We start from the raw sequence: 17,091 nt of genomic DNA, 5'->3' as shown, positions 1-17,091 counted from the left end.
AACAGGAGTGCCGTGCCCGCCATGCTCAGCCTGACGGTGCACGTGAAGCCGGACAGTCGAAAAGGCCCACTCGTTGTGGAGGACCCGGAGAGCACACCGGATCACGTGTCGGTGACGGTCTTTCTGCAGCAGCGCGCGATCGAGGGCGCAGCCAACGATGCCCTGGTCGCGCTCTTGGCCAAGCATTTCAAGGTGGCCAAGCGCGACGTGAGCATCATCCGCGGTCATAGCCCGTCGTGTTCACCGGTCGCAGTCATCTGTGAACCTCACCGAAACCGGGCTGCGACTGGCTCAGCCGCAGCCCGATCGGTGTGAAACTGGTGTGCCTTGACCTAGCTCACGCCGAGCAGGTCGATGACGAAGATCAGGGTCTGTCCGGAGAGACGGTGGCCGGAACCGGCCGGTCCGTAGGCGAGGTGCGGGGGCACCACGAGCTTGCGACGGCCGCCGACCTTCATTCCGGGGATACCTTGCTGCCAGCCGGCGATGAGCGAGCGCAGCGGAAAGTTGATCGACTGGCCGCGGTTCCAGGACGAGTCGAACTCGTCCCCGGACGCGAACTCGACGCCGAGGTAGTGCACGTCGACGGTGGCGCCGGCGGTCGCCTCGGCGCCGGTGCCTTCGACGACATCGGTGATCTCGAGTTGTTCGGGCGCAGCGCCCTCGGGGAAATCAATTTCGGGCTTGGAATTCAAATCAGTCATACCCCCATCCAACCGGATTCGGCACCGGAATGCACACCGAGCAAGACCTACGAAAATAATGCTTGCGCCCGGCCGCCGGCGGGTGCATCCTTGATGTACACCAACTCGTCGCATCGGTAGAGTCGTCGGCATTGCCACACCACCGAAGCGGCGAGTTTCTGTTGGTGCTCGTTGTTACCGGTGCCACTTGGTTCCGGTGCCACTTGGTTCCGGTGCCACTTGGTTCCGATGCTGCGCTTCGGCGCGATCGCGCAGCCCCAGCGCCACTATTGTTCCGGTGGCCCCGAACCCGGCAGCGTGTGCCCGAGCATGTCGGCCCGGTGATTCATCAGCAGCTCGAGCAGTCGCGCCTCGAGGGCGTGCAGAGCCGGCGTGCTCTGCCCCCGAACGAGGCGGTCGCGCACAAAGGCGAGCCGCGTCGCATCCGCTATGAAGTGGCGCGTCGCGAGTTTCTTCGGTCGCTCCTGGTGTCGGCCCCAGGCCAGCGCCTGACGTCGGCCGGCGCCGGTGCCGAGCATGGAGACCTCCGCCGGCGTGAACCACCCGGCCTGCGAGTATTCGTGCAGCCGGCGCAGGGTGATGCGGGCCTCCTGCCGGCGCAAAAACACCACGATGAGGACAGCGGCGACGAACAACGGTACCTGTACGATCACGTAATAAAAGAGTACGGAGGCGTCGCCGGTGAGCACGAAGGTCGAGCCGTTCCAGAGCGCGTGCAGGGCGATCGCCGGCATCAGGCCGAGCAGAAAGTAGCCGACCACCCCGCTCTTGGTAGCGCTGCGGCGCGCGGCCAGGCCGAGGGCGAGCCCGGTGCAGATCGTGAAGGTGACGTGCGCGAACGGCGAGAATACCCCGCGCAGCAGAAAGGTGATACCGAGGCTCTGCGCGTTGCCCTCGGTCATGGCGAGGCCGAAATACTGAATATTCTCCGAAAACGCGAAGCCGGCCGCAATCGTCGCGGCGTAGACAACGCCGTCGAGGGGTCCGTCGAAATGCCGGCGCACCGCCCAGAACAGCACGAGCACGCCGAAGCCCTTGGCGACTTCTTCCACAATTGGGGCTTGAATAACAGCGGATGCGAAATCACTCCCGGTAAGCGAGCCCGCGCTGGCCGCAATCGTGATCTGAACGCCGAGGTCAAATACCAGCGCGGTAACGATGGAGATGCCAGCGCCCCAGAGCAGCGCGAAGATCAGCGCGGGCCGCGGCTCCGGGTCCCAGCGGTCCATCCAACGCACCGCGAACAGCACGACCGCGAGCGGCAGCAGTGCCAGGAGCAGTCCGAACAGCAGCGCCCCGGTGCCGAGAAACGTCGTCAGGTAGGCAAACACGGCGAGCAGGGCCAACCCGGCGAGCACGATGCCGACAAAGGCCACGACGATTCGGCCGGTGCGACGCGGAGGAACCGGCCTGCTCCAGACCTGTTGTACCGGGTTGGGACTCGGCTGCACTGGCAGCTGTTGGACTGGCTGCTGTGCGGTCGGCCGGGGTTTTGCGGGCTGGTGGCCTGGCGGCTGATCGAGGCTCATTACTTGAGAATACCGGCCCCAGTGCCAGACCCGTCTGGAGATCGAACCGGCGCGATCCGTCGGTCCCGCGCCTCAGGCGTCGAACATGGTGCCCGGGTTCAGCAGACCCAGGGGGTCAAAGACTGCTTTGAGTTGACGTTGCAGGGCGAGGCTTGTGTCGCCGATCTCGTCACGCAGCCAGCGACGTTTCAGCACGCCCACGCCGTGTTCGCCGGTGAGCGTGCCGCCGAGAGCGAGCGCCGCCTCGAACATCTCGTCGGCGGCCGCCCAGATCTCATCGGGCACCGCCGCATCCGCGGTCCCTCCGCGCGGAATGACGAAATTGGGGTGCAGGTTGCCGTCGCCGGCGTGGGCAACCGTGGGAATAGCGATGCCGGTGCGGGCACTGATCTCGTCGATTACGGCGAACATCTCCGCCATGCGCGAACGCGGTACCGACACATCTTCAATGAGCACCCGGCCGAACTGCTCCAGGGCCGGGTGCATGGCGCGGCGGATGGCCAGCAGGCGGTCGCCGGAGGCTGCATCCGTTGACAGGCTGGCTTCGCCGCCGCCCGCCCGCAGCACCTCCACGGCCGCCTCGGCTTCGGCGAGCGCCGCCGGACCGTCGGTCTGCACGAGTAGAAACGCACCCCGACCAAGGGGCAGGCCGGCGGAGCCCTCTGGCCCGAGGTAGGCGGCGACCAGGCCGAGCGCGACCGGATCGATCAGTTCCATCACGGCAGGGCGGATGCGTGCGGCCGTGATGGCCGCGCTCGCTGCGGCCGCCGCAGTGACGGTCTCAAAAACCGCACCGATCGTGGCAACGGTGCCCGCCGTGCGGGCCCGCACCCGCACTGTCGCCTCGACGATGACGCCGAGCGTGCCCTCGGAGCCGGTGAGCAGCGCGGTCAGATCGTAACCGGTGACGCCCTTGATGGTGCGGTGCCCGGTGCGCAGCAGGCTGCCGTCGGCGAGCACGACGGTCAGGCCGAGCACCGCCTCCCGGGTGACCCCGTATTTGGCGCAGAGTAACCCGCCGGCGTTCGTGGCGATATTGCCGCCGACGGTGGAGATGGCTTTACTGGCCGGATCGGGGGCGAACCACAGGTTCTGTTCCGCTAGTGCGTCGTTGAGGTGCTGGTTGATCACGCCCGCTTCGACGACAGCGAGTTCGTCATCGTGGTTGATTTCGAGGATGCGGGTGAGCCCGGCAACGCTCAACACAATGGATTCGTCGGTGCCGCAGGCTCCGCCAGACAGGCCGGTGCCGGCGCCGCGGGTCACCACCGGCACCCGAAATTCGGTTGCGATGCGCAGCACGGCTTGAACCTGCGCGACCGTCGTGGCGCGCACGATAGCCAGCGGTGTGCCATCGGCCACCCAGCCGGACTTGTCCGTGCGACTGGCTGCCAGGTCGAGTGGTTCAACGCTGACGATGTCGCCGAGCTCGGACTGGAGGCGCGTCAGTGCGTTCATGTCCCCAGCCTATCGAGCCGCTCCAGGTCTGTTTTCCGCTACCGCCGCGCGGCCAGGCGTGGCAGGCTCAAAAGGTGTCCTTCTCTCCCGCCGCCGCACCCGGGTTGACCGACCCGGTCTTCGCCGAGCGCTACCGCATCATGTGCGCGCGCGACACCCGGTTCGACGGCCAGTTCATCACCGGCGTGCACACGACGGGCATCTACTGCCGGCCGAGCTGCCCGGCGACCACGCCCAAGCCCGGCAATGTGTCGTTCTATCTCACCATTGCAGCCGCCCATGATGCCGGGCTGCGGGCCTGCAAACGCTGCCTGCCCGACGCGGTGCCCGGCTCACCGGCCTGGAATATGCGCGACGATCTCGCCGCCCGCTCGATGCGACTCATCTCCGACGGCGTCGTGGAGCGTGACGGTGTGCCGGGTCTCGCCGCCCGCCTCGGTTACACGCCCCGGCACCTGACCCGGGTGCTCGTCGCCGAGCTCGGCGCCGGTCCGCTCGCACTCGCCCGAGCCCATCGTGCGCAGACCGCCCGACTGCTCTTGCTCGGCACCGACCTGAAGATCACCGACGTGGCCTTCGCCGCCGGTTTTGGCAGTGTGCGCCAGTTCAACGACACCGTCACCGCCGTGTACGAACGCACCCCCTCCGAGGTGCGCGCCGCCCGGCGCACAGCGCCTGAGCATGCGGTGTCAGGCGTCGATCACGCCGAAACCAAAATTACGCTGCAACTGCCGGCACGGGCGCCCTTCGATGGCGTCGGCGTGCTGCGTTTTCTCGGCACGCGCGCCCTGCCCGGCGTCGAAACGGCCACCGACACGAGCTACGCCCGCACCGTGCGGTTGCCGCACGGCACGGCCACGGTCGAGGTGACCCTGTCGGGAACGGATGCGGCCCCCGCGGTGGCCTGCAGCATCCGTCTCGCACAACTCACCGACCTGGCACCGCTGGTCAGCCGCGTGCGTCGATTGTTCGACCTCGATGCTGACGCATCGGCGATCGACCGTCACCTCGCGGCGGACCCGACGCTGGCCGCCTCGGTCGCGCAGACCCCTGGCATACGTGTGCCGGGTAGCATGGACGCCGAGGAAACCCTGTTTCGGGCGCTGATCGGGCAGCAGATCTCGGTCGCCGCCGCCCGCACCGCGCTGACCCGGCTGGCCGACGCGCTCGGCGAGCGCCTGCCCGGTCCCGAGCTCCGGCTGCTTTTTCCGACCGCGGCGCAGATCGCCGCGGGCGGTCGGACGGTGCTGCGCGGGCCGGGCGCCCGCGTCGAGGCGATCCTCGGGGTCGCGCAGGCACTGGCTGTGGGCGATCTGGCGCTGTCGTTTGGGCAGACGCGCGCCGAGCTGGAAGCCAGCCTGGTCGCCCTGCCCGGAATCGGACCATGGACGGCCGGGTACGTGGCCATACGGGTGCTTGGCAGCCCTGACATTCTGCTGACGAGCGATCTGGCGCTGCGACAGGGGGCCGGCCGACTCGGGCTCGCCGTTGAACCGCGGGCGCTGGCCGCCCGCGGGGCGGACTGGGCTCCGTGGCGCAGTTACGCCGGAATGCACCTGTGGCGGGCCTACGGCAACACTTCGCCCGTTTCCTCCAAGCAGACCGACCGAGGGTTGGAGCACCTCGCAGGGCAGCTCGGGGCAGGGCCAGTTAGCCTAGAAGAGTGAAATTTGCGCATTTGAGAGTTGACGGCTCCTCCGTTCCCCGATTGGCCGTGATCTTCGACGATGCGGCACTGTTTCTCGACGACGTCACTGACGACGCCCCCCGCGACCTGCAAGACCTGCTCGAACAGGGCGACGCCGGGTACGAACGCACCCGCGCGATCAGCCTCGATGCCGTCTCCAACGGGGCTGTCCTGACCCCGGTCGACGAGCTGCGGCACTCCTCCGCGGTGCTGCGCCCGCCGCAGATCATCGCGATCGGCGCCAACTACGCCGCCCACTCCTCCGAGCTGAGCCTGCGCCTGGAGACCGCAGCGACCGTGTTCTCGCTCTGGCCGAACTCGCTCACCGGACACGAATCCGTTATCACCTGGCCGCGCGACCTCACCACCCAGGTCGACTACGAGGCCGAACTCGGCGTCATCATCGGCCGCCCGGCCCGCAATGTGTCGGTCGCCAATGCCCTGGACTATGTTTTCGGTTACACCGTCGTGAACGACATCACCGCGCGCGACCTGCAGTTCTCCGAAGCGCAGTGGTCACGCTGCAAATCGTTCGACGGCTTCACCCCGACCGGCCCGCTCGTGGTCACGGCCGATGAGATCGGCGACCCACAGAACCTGTGGCTGACCACCCATGTCGACGGTCGCATTCTGCAGGACGCCTCGAGCGGGGACATGGTGCGCACCGTGGCGGAGATCATCTCCTACCTGTCGAAGACGTCCACGCTCATGCCCGGCACCTTGATTTCCACCGGCAGCCCGGGCGGCGCCGGCTACAGCCGTAAACCGCCGATCTTTCTGCGCGATGGCTCGACCGTGACCATTTCAATCGACAAGATCGGCATGCTCACGACGCACTGTCGCGAAATCTAGCCGCCTTCGCAACGGGCGCCGCAGCATCCGATGGGGCCGTGCCCGAATGGTGGGAAAAGCACCGTACTACGAACACGACGGTGCTTTTCTTACGAATCAGCGGCCAGTTCAGCGCGGTCGCGCACAGTTCGGGCAGGAACGCGCCGACCGGGCCGTAGAATCCGGCGACGATGTCGAGAATCGTAAAACAGCACGAGAAACCACGGCACCGCCACAATGCAGGCGGTCACGATGGAAGCCCGACGGCCGACGCGATCGAAGAGGATGGCGGGGCCTGCAGGGCCGGAAAGGCGCGTGCGCTCGCCGGGAACCCTAGCCGATCAGCGCCTCGACCGGGCCGCGCACGAAGTAGAGCACAAAACCGACCGCGACGACCCAGAGCAGCGGACTGATCTCGCGGCCCTTGCCCGACAGACTGCGCACGAGTACCCAGCTGATGAACCCCGCGCCGATTCCGTTGGCGATGGAGTAGGTCAGTGGCATGACGATGATAGTCAAGAAGATCGGCAGCGTGCTCGAGAATTCGGTGAAGTCAAGGTGGCGAATCTGCGACACCATGAGCGCTCCGACGATGACGAGTGCGGCGGCGGCCACTTCGAGCGGCACGATCTGGGTCAGCGGGGTGAAGAACATGGCGGCCAGAAAGAGGATGCCGGTGATCACGTTGGCCATGCCGGTACGGGCTCCCTCTCCGATGCCGGCCCCCGACTCGATGAACACCGTGTTCGACGAGGCGCTGGTCGCACCGCCGGCGACGGCGCCGATGCCCTCGACGATCAGTGCGGATTTCAGCCGCGGAAACTTGCCGTCCTGGTCGGCAAGTCCGGCCTCACTGGCCAGGCCGGTCATCGTACCCATGGCATCAAAGAAGTTCGTGAAGACGAGGGTGAAGACGAGCATCACGGCGGCGAGCATGCCGATGCGCTCGAAGGCACCGAAGGAGACCTGGCCGATCAGTCCGAGGTCGGGCAGGGCGACGACGCTCGTCGGCAGCACCGGGGCATTCAGGTTCCAACCGTCCGGGTTCGTGCCGAGCGAGGGGCCAACCGTGAAGATGGCTTCCAGGATCACGGCAATGACGGTGGTTGCGACGATGCCGATCAGCAGCGCGGCCTTGACCTTGCGGGCCAGGAGCACACCGATGATGATGAGCCCGATCACGAATACTGCGGTCGGCAGGGTGGCGATCGAGCCGGCGTCGCCGAGCTGCACCGGCGGCGAGTTCGCGCCGCTGGCCCGCACAAAGCCGGAGTCGACGAGGCCGATAAACGCGATGAACAGGCCGATACCGACGGTGATGGCAATTTTCAGCGGGCGCGGAATGGCGTTGAAGATGAGTTCGCGCAGGCCGGTCGAGGCGAGCAACACGATGATGAGACCGTTTATGACGACGAGGCCCATCGCTTCAGCCCAGGTGACCTGGCCGACGACGCTCACGGCGAGGAACGAGTTGATGCCGAGGCCGGCGGCGAAACCGTAGGGCAGGCGGGCGATGACCCCGAACAGAATCGTCATGACGCCGGCGGTCAGCGCGGTGACGGCTGCAACCTGCTCGTTGGGCAGCCAGCCGCCCTCCACGTCGACGGCGGCCTGGTCGGCGCTGAACCCGCCGAGAATCAGCGGATTCAGAATAACGATGTAGGCCATCGTGACAAAGGTGACGACTCCGCCACGAAATTCTCGAGACCAGGTCGAGCCGCGGCTGGTTATCTCGAAGTAAGAGTCGACGCGGGCCTTCAGGCCACGTGCTGCCGGCTGCGGCGAGGCCGCGGTGGTGGGTGTGTCAGTGCTGCTAATGGTGTGCTCCCGTTGCCGTGGCTCTTAACGCAAGGTTCCAGTCTACGACCGGCCAGGCAGGCAGCTCACACGTGGGGCACGAACCGTCCCCAGGCCAGACGCCGTTCACGGTGCGGGTCGGATTCGACGTGGTCGGCCTGATCGATGATGAGCGTCTCGCGCGTGGTTTCGTCGTAGCGCGGCCACCCGGCCGATGGAACCCCGCCCTGCACAAAGCCGAGCCACCAGCCCTGCATCCGGATTCCGATGTTCTGAAAGGAGCGGCGCCCGCCGAGCGCCGTCATGCCGCGGCCGAACCAGCCGTCGAGCCGGTCGAACAGCGGAAACAGTTCGAGGCCGTGCGTGGCATCGAGACCCATCAGCCGCAACAGCCGCGGAGCGGCATCGAACCGGTAGAAATACACCGGCGCATACCGCGAGTGTCGTTCGCCGACCTTGACGCTCGGGTACCAGAACGAGTAGTCGCCGCCGAAATCAAGCGCGGCTCGCAGCGCCGGAATGCCCGGATACTGCGCTTTGAGAGCTTTCTTCGCCTTCTTCGTTGTCTTCTTGAAGATCGCCCGGATTCGTGCGGGCGTCGTGGCGAGAATATCGATCCGGCCGCTGAACAGTGAACCCTCACGCGCGTTGGTGCCGATGATCAGCGGGATGCGCGCAGCCCGGCCGTCCCGAAAGGCGTCGAGCGGGCGTTCCGGCAGAAATTCGCCGTCGATCACCGGGCAGAGCGGAATCGTTCCCGGGTCCTGGTCGGGCGTGCGCACGGTCAGTGCCGTCGTCGCCGCGGCGAGCCGCGCCGGATCAGCCGCGAAAAGCAGCCGGGCGGCATCAGCGTCGCTGTACTCTCCGGGGCCGCCGGCCTCGATCAGGCTGTCCACGAACTCGCCCGCCCAACGTGCGGTGAGGTCGCCCGGGTAGACCGCGTTCGGCGGCGCACTCTGTGCGATGGCCCGATGAAACAGGCCGGTCGCCCTCGGAACGGTCATCAGCGTGGTGACCGCGTTGCCGCCGGCCGACTCACCAAACAGGGTGACGGCATCCGGGTCCCCTCCGAAGGCGCGAATGTTGTCCCGCACCCACTGCAGGGCGGCGACCTGATCGCGCAGGCCCAGATTGCTTTCAAACGGATGTTCCGGCGTGGCAAACCGGGAAAAGTCCAGGTATCCCAGAGCCCCCAGCCGGTAGTTGAGGCTGACGTAGACGATGCCGCCCCGCCGCACCAGCCCCTCCCCCTGGCGGGGAACCTCGCGGCTGGAGCCGACGCTGTAGGCGCCGCCGTGGATGAACACCATCACCGGTCGGAGGGCGTCCTGCAGTTGCCAGCCCGGGCGCATCTTCTCGTCGGGCGCGATCACGTTGAGGTTGAGGCAGTCTTCCCCCTGCGGAATGCGCGGGTGAGCGCCGCGAAACTGGCCCCTGTGACTCTGCGGGGCGATCAGACCCCACTGGCTTGCATCGCGCACGCCGTGCCAGGCGGGCGCCGGCTGCGGGGCACGAAAACGCCGATCGCCAACCGGAGCCGCCGCATAGGGAATACCCCGCCACGCGAGCACGCCGCGCTCGCGCACCCCTCGAAGCAGTCCGGTGGCCACTCGTACCTCGAGACCCTCCGTGGTGGTCGAATCGGCGAGCTGGCTCATGCGCCCGAGTCTATGGGTCCCTCCTGCATATTCGGCGCTCGCTCACGGCGGGATCCGCTGCGACTACGCTCAACAGTGATCACGCAACAGAACTGATCACGCAACAGAACTGATCACGTAGCAGACGAGACGAGAACCACATGCAACTGCCCTGGACCCTGCACGGCGACGGAAAGACGGTCGGGGTTCAGGAGGTCGTCGGCCCGGGTGAACGGCTGAGCTGGCCGCTGACCATCGGCATCGGCTCGCAGCACGTCGTCGCCATGTTTGGTGCAACCTTTCTGGTGCCGCTGCTCACCGACTTTCCCCCGAGCACGACGCTGCTGTTCTCCGGCGTAGGAACCCTACTGTTTCTTCTGATCACCGGCAATAGACTGCCCAGCTACCTTGGCTCGTCGTTCGCGTTCATCGCACCGATCACCGCCGCAACCGCCTCGGCCGGCATGGGCAGCGCCCTGTTCGGCATCATGGCTGTCGGTGTGCTGCTCGCCCTCGTCGGCGTCATCGTGCAGCTCACCGGTACCGGCTGGATCGACCGGCTCATGCCGCCGATCGTGTCGGGTGCCATCGTCGCGCTGATCGGTTTCAACCTCGCCCCGGTGGCCAAGGCGAACTTCGACAAGGCACCGCTAACCGCGCTCATCACACTCGTCGCCGTAATCCTGTGCACGGTGCTGTTTCGCGGCATCCTCGGCCGGCTGTCGATCTTTCTCGGTGTGCTCGTCGGCTATGTCGCGGCGGTTTTCTTCGGTGAGGTCGACTTCAGCAGGGTTGCCGAGGCTGCCTGGATCGGACTGCCGCCGTTCACCGCGCCGGCCAACCCGTTTGAGAACCCGGCCGCCGTCTTCGGTGTGCTGCCCGCTTTTCTGCCCGTCGTGCTCGTGCTCATCGCCGAGAACGTTGGCCACATCAAGGGCGTGGCGCAGATGACGGATGCGAAGGTGAACCGGCTCACCGGGCGCGCTCTGCTCGCCGACGGGCTCGCCACCATGCTCGCCGGTTTTGGCGGCGGCAGCGGAACCACGACGTACGGCGAGAACATCGGCGTCATGGCGGCGACCCGCATCTACTCCACGGCCGCCTACTGGGTCGCCGGAATCGTCGCGATTCTCCTCGGCCTCTCCCCGAAGGTCGGTGCGATCATCTTCACTATTCCCAACGGTGTGCTCGGCGGCGTCACCACGGCGCTCTACGGGCTGATCGGCGTCATCGGCGTCAAGATCTGGCTCGACAACAAGGTCGACTTCTCCAAGCCGGTGAACCAGTTCACGGCCGCGACCGCGCTCATCATCGGCATCGCAGACTTCACCCTCAACGCCGGCGCGCTGAGCTTCAACGGCATCGCGCTCGGCACGGTCGCGGCCATCGTGATCTACCACCTGATGACCTGGCTCGGCCGCGTGCGCCGGACCGCGTAGCCCCACCGCCACCATCACCGCCACCCGTGCCCGGGCACGGAACACACGGCGGGCGCTATCGGTGCAGGGCAGGCACGATCAGGTAGACGCCGTAGAGCACGGCGACGCCGCAGAGCACAAAACAGGCGTAGCCAGCGTTCAACGCCAGGCTCTTCAACCCGGGAGTCAGCGGGTTGGCCGCGGCGGCCTTCCGCGCCCGTTTCAGCTGTTTTGCGGCCTTCTTCGGGGTCAGCACGGTAATCGCGCCGGTGAACTCGCGCGGCTCCACCAGCGGGATGCGGCCGGCCGTGGTGAGTAGGCGCAGCCCGAGCGAGTAGAGGCTCACGAGCAGAGCGGCCGAGAACAGTGACGCGGCCGAGACAATGAGGAATGCGCTCCAGCCGATCACAGCGACACCTTCCTATGGTCTCGACGGGTGGGGCGGCGCGGCGTCTTCTTGATGTTGACGACCCGTCCAGCGTCATCGATGTCGTTGCGGAGCGTGTTGTGCGTGACCCGGTTGCGCCGGGACCAGCGGAACAGCGCCATGATCACGATCGTTCCGATCACCATGTCGAGCACGATACCGATCGGGCCCAGCAGGGCGAGTCCGGCGGCGAAGGCGCCCACGATGGCCGCGGCCGGCAGCGTCATCACCCAGCCGAGCGCGATGCGTCCGGCCATCCCCCAGCGAATGGTCGAGCCTCGGCGACCGAGGCCGGAACCGATCACAGAACCGGACGCCACCTGGGTGGTGGAGAGAGCGAATCCGAGCTGGCTCGAAGCGAGGATCGTGGCCGCAGTGCTGGTTTCGGCGGCGAAGCCCTGCGCCGGCTTGATCTCGGTCAAGCCCGAGCCCATGGTTCGGATGATGCGCCAGCCGCCGGTGTAGGTGCCGATGGCAATCGCGAGGGCGCACGCGGCGATCACCCAGAAGGTGGGTCCGCTGCCGACGGCCTGAAACCCCCCGGCGATGAGCGTGAGTGTGATCACTCCCATGGTCTTCTGCGCATCATTGGTGCCGTGGGCCAACGCGACGAGCGAGGAGGAGAAGATCTGCGCGTAACGAAATCCGCCGCGGCCGTCGGGCTTGCCGACGTCGCGACGGGTGATCGTGTAGGCGAGACGAGTCGCGACGAGTGCGACGACTCCGGCGATCAGCGGTGCGATCAGTGCGGGCAGCATGACCTTGGCGACGACGACGTTGTAGTCGACCGCCTGGGAACCGACCCCGATGATGGTCGCGCCGATCAGCCCGCCGAACAGGGCGTGGCTCGAGCTCGATGGCAGGCCCATCAGCCAGGTGACGAGGTTCCACACGATTGCGCCGATCAGGCCGGCGAAGATGAGCTCGGGGGTGATCAGCACCCCACCGTTACCCTCCTTGACAATGCCGCCCGACACGGTGCGCGCAACCTCGGTCGAGAGAAACGCCCCAACCAGGTTGAGAACGGCGGCAACACCAACGGCGACCTTGGGCTTCATTGCCCCCGTTGCGATCGGGGTGGCCATGGCGTTCGCCGTGTCGTGAAAACCATTGGTGAAGTCAAAAATGAGCGCAAGGGCGATGACCAAGACGATGATGAGGCTGAATTCAGGCACGAGACACCACGCTTTCCAGGTCGGCACCGAACGTGAACGTGGCGCGCACCGGCACGCCGGCGAGCACCCCCGGCAGCCAGTGGCGCGCGTCGTCCCACATCTCATCGACCGGCAGGCTCGCGACGTCGAACCACACCGGGTTCAGCTCGTTCGATTCCCGAGGCGTTCCCGACCAAGCGTCGCAGACGAACACGGTCGATTCCTGGCTCCACTCCTCGCGGTGCGGAAAGAGATAGGTGAGGTACCCAGCTTCGGTGAGGGCGGATGCCGCCACCACGAGACCGGATTCTTCTTCGATTTCGCGCACCGCAGCGTCCACTGCGCTCTCGCCGACCTCCAGCTTGCCGCCGAGGCCGACAATGTTGCCCAGGCCGAGGCCTTTCTTCTTGCGCCCCAGCAAGACTTGCCGGTTGCCTTCGGGAGATAGTCGAGTGAGGTAGCACACGCATACCTGGGGCAAAGTCATTACGTCATCTTAACCCTCACGGAGCGGTTTTGGAGGCGGCTCGGATAGGCTGCAAACATGAACTTTGTACCCGCTAACGGAACCATCACCATGTTCACAACCGACTGGTGCGGCTACTGCAAACGTTTGAAGAAGCAGCTCGACACCGCCGGAATCGGCTATACCGAGGTGAACATCGAGCAGGTTGACGGCACACCAGAGCTGGTGATGAGCCTCAACGGCGGCAACCAGACGGTGCCAACCATTCTCTACCCCGATGGATCGGCGGCGACGAACCCCTCGCTGGCCCAGGTGCAGGCCAAACTCGCCTGACCCGAACCGCGGGTCGAGCCGGTCGGGACCGTTTTCTGGTCATCACTGTCAGGCTCGACCAACATGGGTTAGCCGAAGAGTACGGCGGCCTCGTCGTAGCGGGCCGGTGACACCCGCTTGAGGCCGATGGTGGCCGAGGCGATGCTCACGACGTCGATTTCCGTGCCGCGCAGCGATACCATCGATCCCCACTGCGCGTTGTGGATCGCGTCAACGGCGGCCATGCCGAGACGGGTGGCGAGCACCCGGTCGTAGGCCGACGGGGCACCGCCGCGCTGGGTGTGACCGAGCACGGTGGCCCGACTTTCGATTCCGGTGCGTTCCTCGATGAGCGGGGCGATGACCTCACTGATTCCGCCGAGGCGGGGGCGATGAAAGGCGTCGAGGCCTTTCGTGGAATGAGCCTCCTCCATGCCGGAGAGGAGAAAGCCTTCGGAGACGACGATGACCGGGGCCCGGCCGCGGTCACGCACGTGCTCGACCCAGTCGCAGATCTGCTCGATCGACTTGGGCTGCTCGGGAATGAGGATGGCGTGGGCGCCACCGGCCATGCCGGAGTGCAGCGCAATCCATCCGACGTGGCGTCCCATGACCTCAACGACCATGCAGCGGCCGTGGGATTCGGCGGTGGTGCGCAGGCGATCGATGGCCTCGGTGGCGATCTCGACGGCGGTGTTGAAGCCGAAGGAGTAGTCCGTGGCCTCCAGGTCGTTGTCGATGGTCTTGGGCACCCCCACAATATTGAGGCCGGCCTCCGTGAGGCGGTGCGCGGCGGTGAGGGTGCCCTCGCCGCCGATCGCGATCACGGCGTCGATGCCGTTGGCGTCGAGGGTGCGCTGAATGTTCTCCGGGCCGCCGTTTTCGCCCTCGAACGGGTTCGTGCGTGAGCTGCCGAGAATGGTACCGCCCTGACGGGACAGGCCGCGCACACTGTGACGATCGAGGGGCATGAACTCGTTCTGAACGAGTCCACGCCAACCATTGCGAATTCCAATGAACTCAAAATCGTGCGTGCGCACACCCTTCAGCACGGCGCCACGAATGACCGCGTTCAGTCCGGGGCAGTCGCCTCCGCTGGTGAGAATACCGATCTTCATAGCTGGCCGATCTTGGTAGCGGGACGAGTCTGGTCGTGATGATCATGTCGTAACTCAGGATCGGTGACAATCATGTGCTTGCAAGCGCTGTGCCACAATCATGGTGCCTGAAGCGGGATCGACTCAAATCGGCCGAGCCCCGCCGAGGTGACTGCCCGCCTACAGCTTTCCGTCCAGGGCCTGGGTGAGCACATAGATGAGCGCACTCGCCTGCACCGAATCGGCCGCCGTGTATTCCGCCTGGGAACCGTCCAACGCGCGCGCCGCGAGGCCCTGCTTGCTGCCGATCAAATCGGCGATGCGCGCGTCAATGGTGTGCGCGGCGATGATGCGCCACGCGGTGACCGGCTCGTCCTGGCCGATGCGATGTACCCGGTCGATGGCCTGGGTCTGCTCGGCGGCAGTCCAGCTGAGTTCGGCGAGCACGACGTTCGATGCGGCCTGAAGGTTGACGCCGACGCCGGCCGCGGTGAGCGAGCACACTGCGATCGCGACACCCGGATCATTGTTGAAGGAGTCGATCGCGGCTTGGCGGGCCAGCGCGGTCTGGTCGCCGCGCAACGACACCGTGCGCAGGTCGCGCTTTGCGAAGATCTCCTCGGCGGTGTCCATCACGTCAATGTGCTTGGCGAAGAACACGACCTTGCCGACCGAGCGTGCCAATTGCGCGGCGTAGTCCGCCGCCAGGCCGGCCTTGGCCTGACCGATCTTGCGCACCATGGTGAAGACGTTTTCACCGGTGGTCTGACCCTTGGATTCTTCGAGCTCAGCGTGGGCGACGGCGCGAATGTAGGCATCCCGTTGGTCTTCGTCAGGAACGGCGGGACCGCCCGAGCCGGCCTGCCGGGCCGCGACGAGCGCCTGATAGCGGGTGACCAGGCGGGCGCCCAGTTCGCGCTCGGCCTGCCGGATGGATCGGCCGAGGTCGTCGTCGAGTTCGACCGGTAGGTCGGCGATGCGCTTGGCTGGCAGATCGGCGGCGACGTCGACCTTGCGGCGACGCACGATGCCCATGTCGATGACGGCCGCGCGGGCCTCCTTGTAGAAACCCATGTCGGCCGGGGTCAGACCGGTCTCTTCGAGGCGCTTCAGCAGAGCGGGGGCCGGCTTGTCACCGTCGATCCAACCGAGGAACTGCCAGATAGCGCGAAAATCGTCGACGTCGTTGATCAGGGGGGTTCCGGTCAGCGCCATCAGCAGCGGGTTGCCGCCCGGGGTGCGGCGACGAATCTGGTCGGCGAGCGAAAGCACGTGCTTGGACCGCTGGGACGACAGGTTCTTAATGAAGTGCGCCTCGTCGACGACCATTCCCTTGAATCCGAGCGTGCCCAGCCAAGCCAGGTGCCGGTCGAGCACGTCGTAGTTCACCACGACGACATCGGCGAAGGCGTCGAGCGTGTCGCCGTCACCGTGAATGACAGTGGCGCGCCGGTTCGGCGTCCACAGTTGCACTTCACGGGCCCAGTTCATCTTTACGACGTTGGGCACGATGGCCAGCAGCGGGTAGGCATTGGCAACGGATGCCGCCAGCAGGCTTTGCGCCGTCTTGCCGAGGCCCGGCTCGTCAGCGAGCAGATAACTGCGGTGGCCGAGACGAGCGCTCTCGATAAAGCGGGCCTGGTGCCGCATGAGGTCCATGCCGTTCGGCGAGAGCCGGTCCAGTTTGGGGGCCTCCGGCATGTCCATGCTGGCCGCCTGGCCGCCGGAGCCGTACTCGAACGATTTGAAGAGGGGGCCGAGAAGTTCCCAGTTGGCGAGCCTTCGCGGGTGCACGATCGGTTGAGCGGCGGCGCTGAAGTCCGGCGCGAGGAACGGGTTGGCCAGCTGCCTGGCCTTCACCGACTGCGGGATGACCTGGTTCGGCAGCACGATCGGTGCGGCTTCGGGCTCGCGGGTGATAATGAGCTCGTCGGGGCTCAGTTCGGCACCGGATTCGAGCAGCCAGTCACGGCGAAACCTCTGGGCAACCGTGGAGACGCCGGCGTCGGGCTCGAGCAGGGTGATCAGGCTCGTGTCACGGGCCGCGGTCTTGGCCAGAATCTGGGCGATGCCGTCGAGGCGTTTGAGCAGCTCTGCTCGGTTCGCGTCGGAAAGTTCCTTGTCACCTTTGACGCGGGCACGTTCTTCGCGCATCAGCAGGGCGATGACCTGGTATTTCGTGCGGTTGGTCGGCCCGAGCTTGGTGCCAGACTGCGCCTTTGCCTCGACCTCGCGAACCTTGCGGGCGAGAATCGGAATGATGGGCGCGTCGTCATCACGCGAACGCGGGTGGGCCCGATTGCGGGTGGCTCCATTACGACCGAGGTTGTTCCGGCTGCCCGAGGCATCGGTACGGGTATAAGCCATTGTTCTCCACTTCGAAGCAGCACGGTACGGGTACCACGCCTCGCCGGTCACGGCATTCTGGTGTTACCGGAACGCTGCATTTCGCAAATCATTTCCGCGGTGTGCAGAAACGATCGTTTCACGAAACACAGCACGGATCGCGATCACGACGCCACACCCGGCGTCAAGCGGATGCTGTCGCAGCGGTGGTGCTGATCTGACGGGTGC

Annotated in this window: 15 protein-coding genes; 5 read left to right on the top strand and 10 right to left on the bottom strand. The window is 66.2% G+C overall.

Going from position 1 to position 17,091, the window contains the following annotated elements; translation table 11 throughout:
- The first annotated feature begins 21 nt into the window (after positions 1-21).
- Positions 22-315, top strand: coding sequence for a DUF167 domain-containing protein (locus tag IWX77_RS12780; RefSeq protein WP_196844935.1), 294 nt, complete (start codon positions 22-24; stop codon positions 313-315).
- 17 nt (positions 316-332) lie between these two features.
- Here IWX77_RS12780 and IWX77_RS12775 read toward each other — a convergent pair whose 3' ends face one another.
- From IWX77_RS12775 to IWX77_RS12765, 3 genes are all read right to left on the bottom strand, one after another.
- Positions 333-704 carry an FKBP-type peptidyl-prolyl cis-trans isomerase gene (locus IWX77_RS12775; RefSeq protein ID WP_196844893.1) on the bottom strand — a complete coding sequence of 124 codons (372 nt, stop codon included), beginning with the start codon at positions 702-704 and terminating at the stop codon, positions 333-335.
- Positions 705-970: 266 nt separating this feature from the next.
- Positions 971-2,155: a PrsW family intramembrane metalloprotease gene (locus IWX77_RS12770; protein WP_297414651.1), complete on the bottom strand. Its 1,185-nt coding sequence runs from the start codon at positions 2,153-2,155 to the stop codon at positions 971-973.
- Positions 2,156-2,305: 150 nt separating this feature from the next.
- A complete protein-coding gene (locus IWX77_RS12765) occupies positions 2,306-3,691 on the bottom strand; it encodes an FAD-binding oxidoreductase (protein WP_196844891.1) in 1,386 nt (461 codons plus the stop codon).
- Between the two features lie 140 nt (positions 3,692-3,831).
- Here IWX77_RS12765 and IWX77_RS12760 point away from each other — a divergent pair, with 140 nt between their 5' ends.
- Together IWX77_RS12760 and IWX77_RS12755 are read left to right on the top strand one after the other, a co-directional pair.
- Positions 3,832-5,358, top strand: coding sequence for an AlkA N-terminal domain-containing protein (locus IWX77_RS12760; protein WP_196844934.1), 1,527 nt, complete (start codon positions 3,832-3,834; stop codon positions 5,356-5,358).
- Positions 5,355-6,230, top strand: coding sequence for a fumarylacetoacetate hydrolase family protein (locus IWX77_RS12755; protein ID WP_196844890.1), 876 nt, complete (start codon positions 5,355-5,357; stop codon positions 6,228-6,230). The genes IWX77_RS12760 and IWX77_RS12755 overlap by 4 nt, the downstream gene beginning before the upstream one ends.
- A 312-nt stretch (positions 6,231-6,542) precedes the next feature.
- On the opposite strand, the gene IWX77_RS12750 is transcribed toward IWX77_RS12755, so the two are convergent.
- Together IWX77_RS12750 and IWX77_RS12745 are read right to left on the bottom strand one after the other, a co-directional pair.
- Positions 6,543-7,970: an NCS2 family permease gene (locus tag IWX77_RS12750; protein ID WP_442784470.1), complete on the bottom strand. Its 1,428-nt coding sequence runs from the start codon at positions 7,968-7,970 to the stop codon at positions 6,543-6,545.
- 122 nt (positions 7,971-8,092) lie between these two features.
- Positions 8,093-9,664: a carboxylesterase/lipase family protein gene (locus IWX77_RS12745; protein WP_196844889.1), complete on the bottom strand. Its 1,572-nt coding sequence runs from the start codon at positions 9,662-9,664 to the stop codon at positions 8,093-8,095.
- Positions 9,665-9,804: 140 nt separating this feature from the next.
- Here IWX77_RS12745 and IWX77_RS12740 point away from each other — a divergent pair, with 140 nt between their 5' ends.
- Entirely contained in the window at positions 9,805-11,082 is a 1,278-nt protein-coding gene (locus IWX77_RS12740) for a uracil-xanthine permease family protein (RefSeq protein ID WP_196844888.1), read from the top strand.
- 55 nt (positions 11,083-11,137) lie between these two features.
- Here IWX77_RS12740 and IWX77_RS12735 read toward each other — a convergent pair whose 3' ends face one another.
- Genes IWX77_RS12735 through IWX77_RS12725 form a run of 3 tightly spaced genes read right to left on the bottom strand, consistent with a single transcriptional unit; the run spans position 11,138 to position 13,129 of the window.
- On the bottom strand, positions 11,138-11,470 hold the full coding sequence (locus IWX77_RS12735; RefSeq protein ID WP_196844887.1) for a peptidase: 333 nt from the start codon (positions 11,468-11,470) through the stop codon (positions 11,138-11,140).
- Positions 11,467-12,663 carry an inorganic phosphate transporter gene (locus IWX77_RS12730; protein ID WP_196844886.1) on the bottom strand — a complete coding sequence of 399 codons (1,197 nt, stop codon included), beginning with the start codon at positions 12,661-12,663 and terminating at the stop codon, positions 11,467-11,469. Before IWX77_RS12730 ends, IWX77_RS12735 begins: the two co-directional genes overlap by 4 nt.
- The gene (locus tag IWX77_RS12725; protein ID WP_196844885.1) at positions 12,656-13,129 is read right to left on the bottom strand and encodes an 8-oxo-dGTP diphosphatase; all 474 of its coding nucleotides are present in this window, start codon (positions 13,127-13,129) and stop codon (positions 12,656-12,658) included. Before IWX77_RS12725 ends, IWX77_RS12730 begins: the two co-directional genes overlap by 8 nt.
- A 57-nt stretch (positions 13,130-13,186) precedes the next feature.
- Between IWX77_RS12725 and IWX77_RS12720 the strand changes: the two genes are divergently transcribed.
- Positions 13,187-13,441, top strand: coding sequence for a mycoredoxin (locus tag IWX77_RS12720; protein ID WP_196844884.1), 255 nt, complete (start codon positions 13,187-13,189; stop codon positions 13,439-13,441).
- Positions 13,442-13,509: 68 nt separating this feature from the next.
- Here the strand turns inward: IWX77_RS12720 and IWX77_RS12715 are convergent, their stop codons facing one another.
- Positions 13,510-14,538 carry a 6-phosphofructokinase gene (locus IWX77_RS12715; protein ID WP_196844883.1) on the bottom strand — a complete coding sequence of 343 codons (1,029 nt, stop codon included), beginning with the start codon at positions 14,536-14,538 and terminating at the stop codon, positions 13,510-13,512.
- A 159-nt stretch (positions 14,539-14,697) separates the two neighbouring features.
- Positions 14,698-16,884 (bottom strand): DEAD/DEAH box helicase, encoded by a 2,187-nt coding sequence (locus IWX77_RS12710; RefSeq protein WP_196844882.1) that lies wholly within the window; start codon positions 16,882-16,884, stop codon positions 14,698-14,700.
- Positions 16,885-17,091 lie beyond the last annotated feature (207 nt).

The sequence above is a fragment of the Cryobacterium sp. CAN_C2 genome, assembly GCF_015751745.1.
Taxonomy (GTDB): Bacteria; Actinomycetota; Actinomycetes; order Actinomycetales; family Microbacteriaceae; genus Cryobacterium.
The sequence above is the reverse complement of the archived record's forward strand: the minus strand, read 5'-3'. Positions and strand labels throughout refer to the sequence as shown.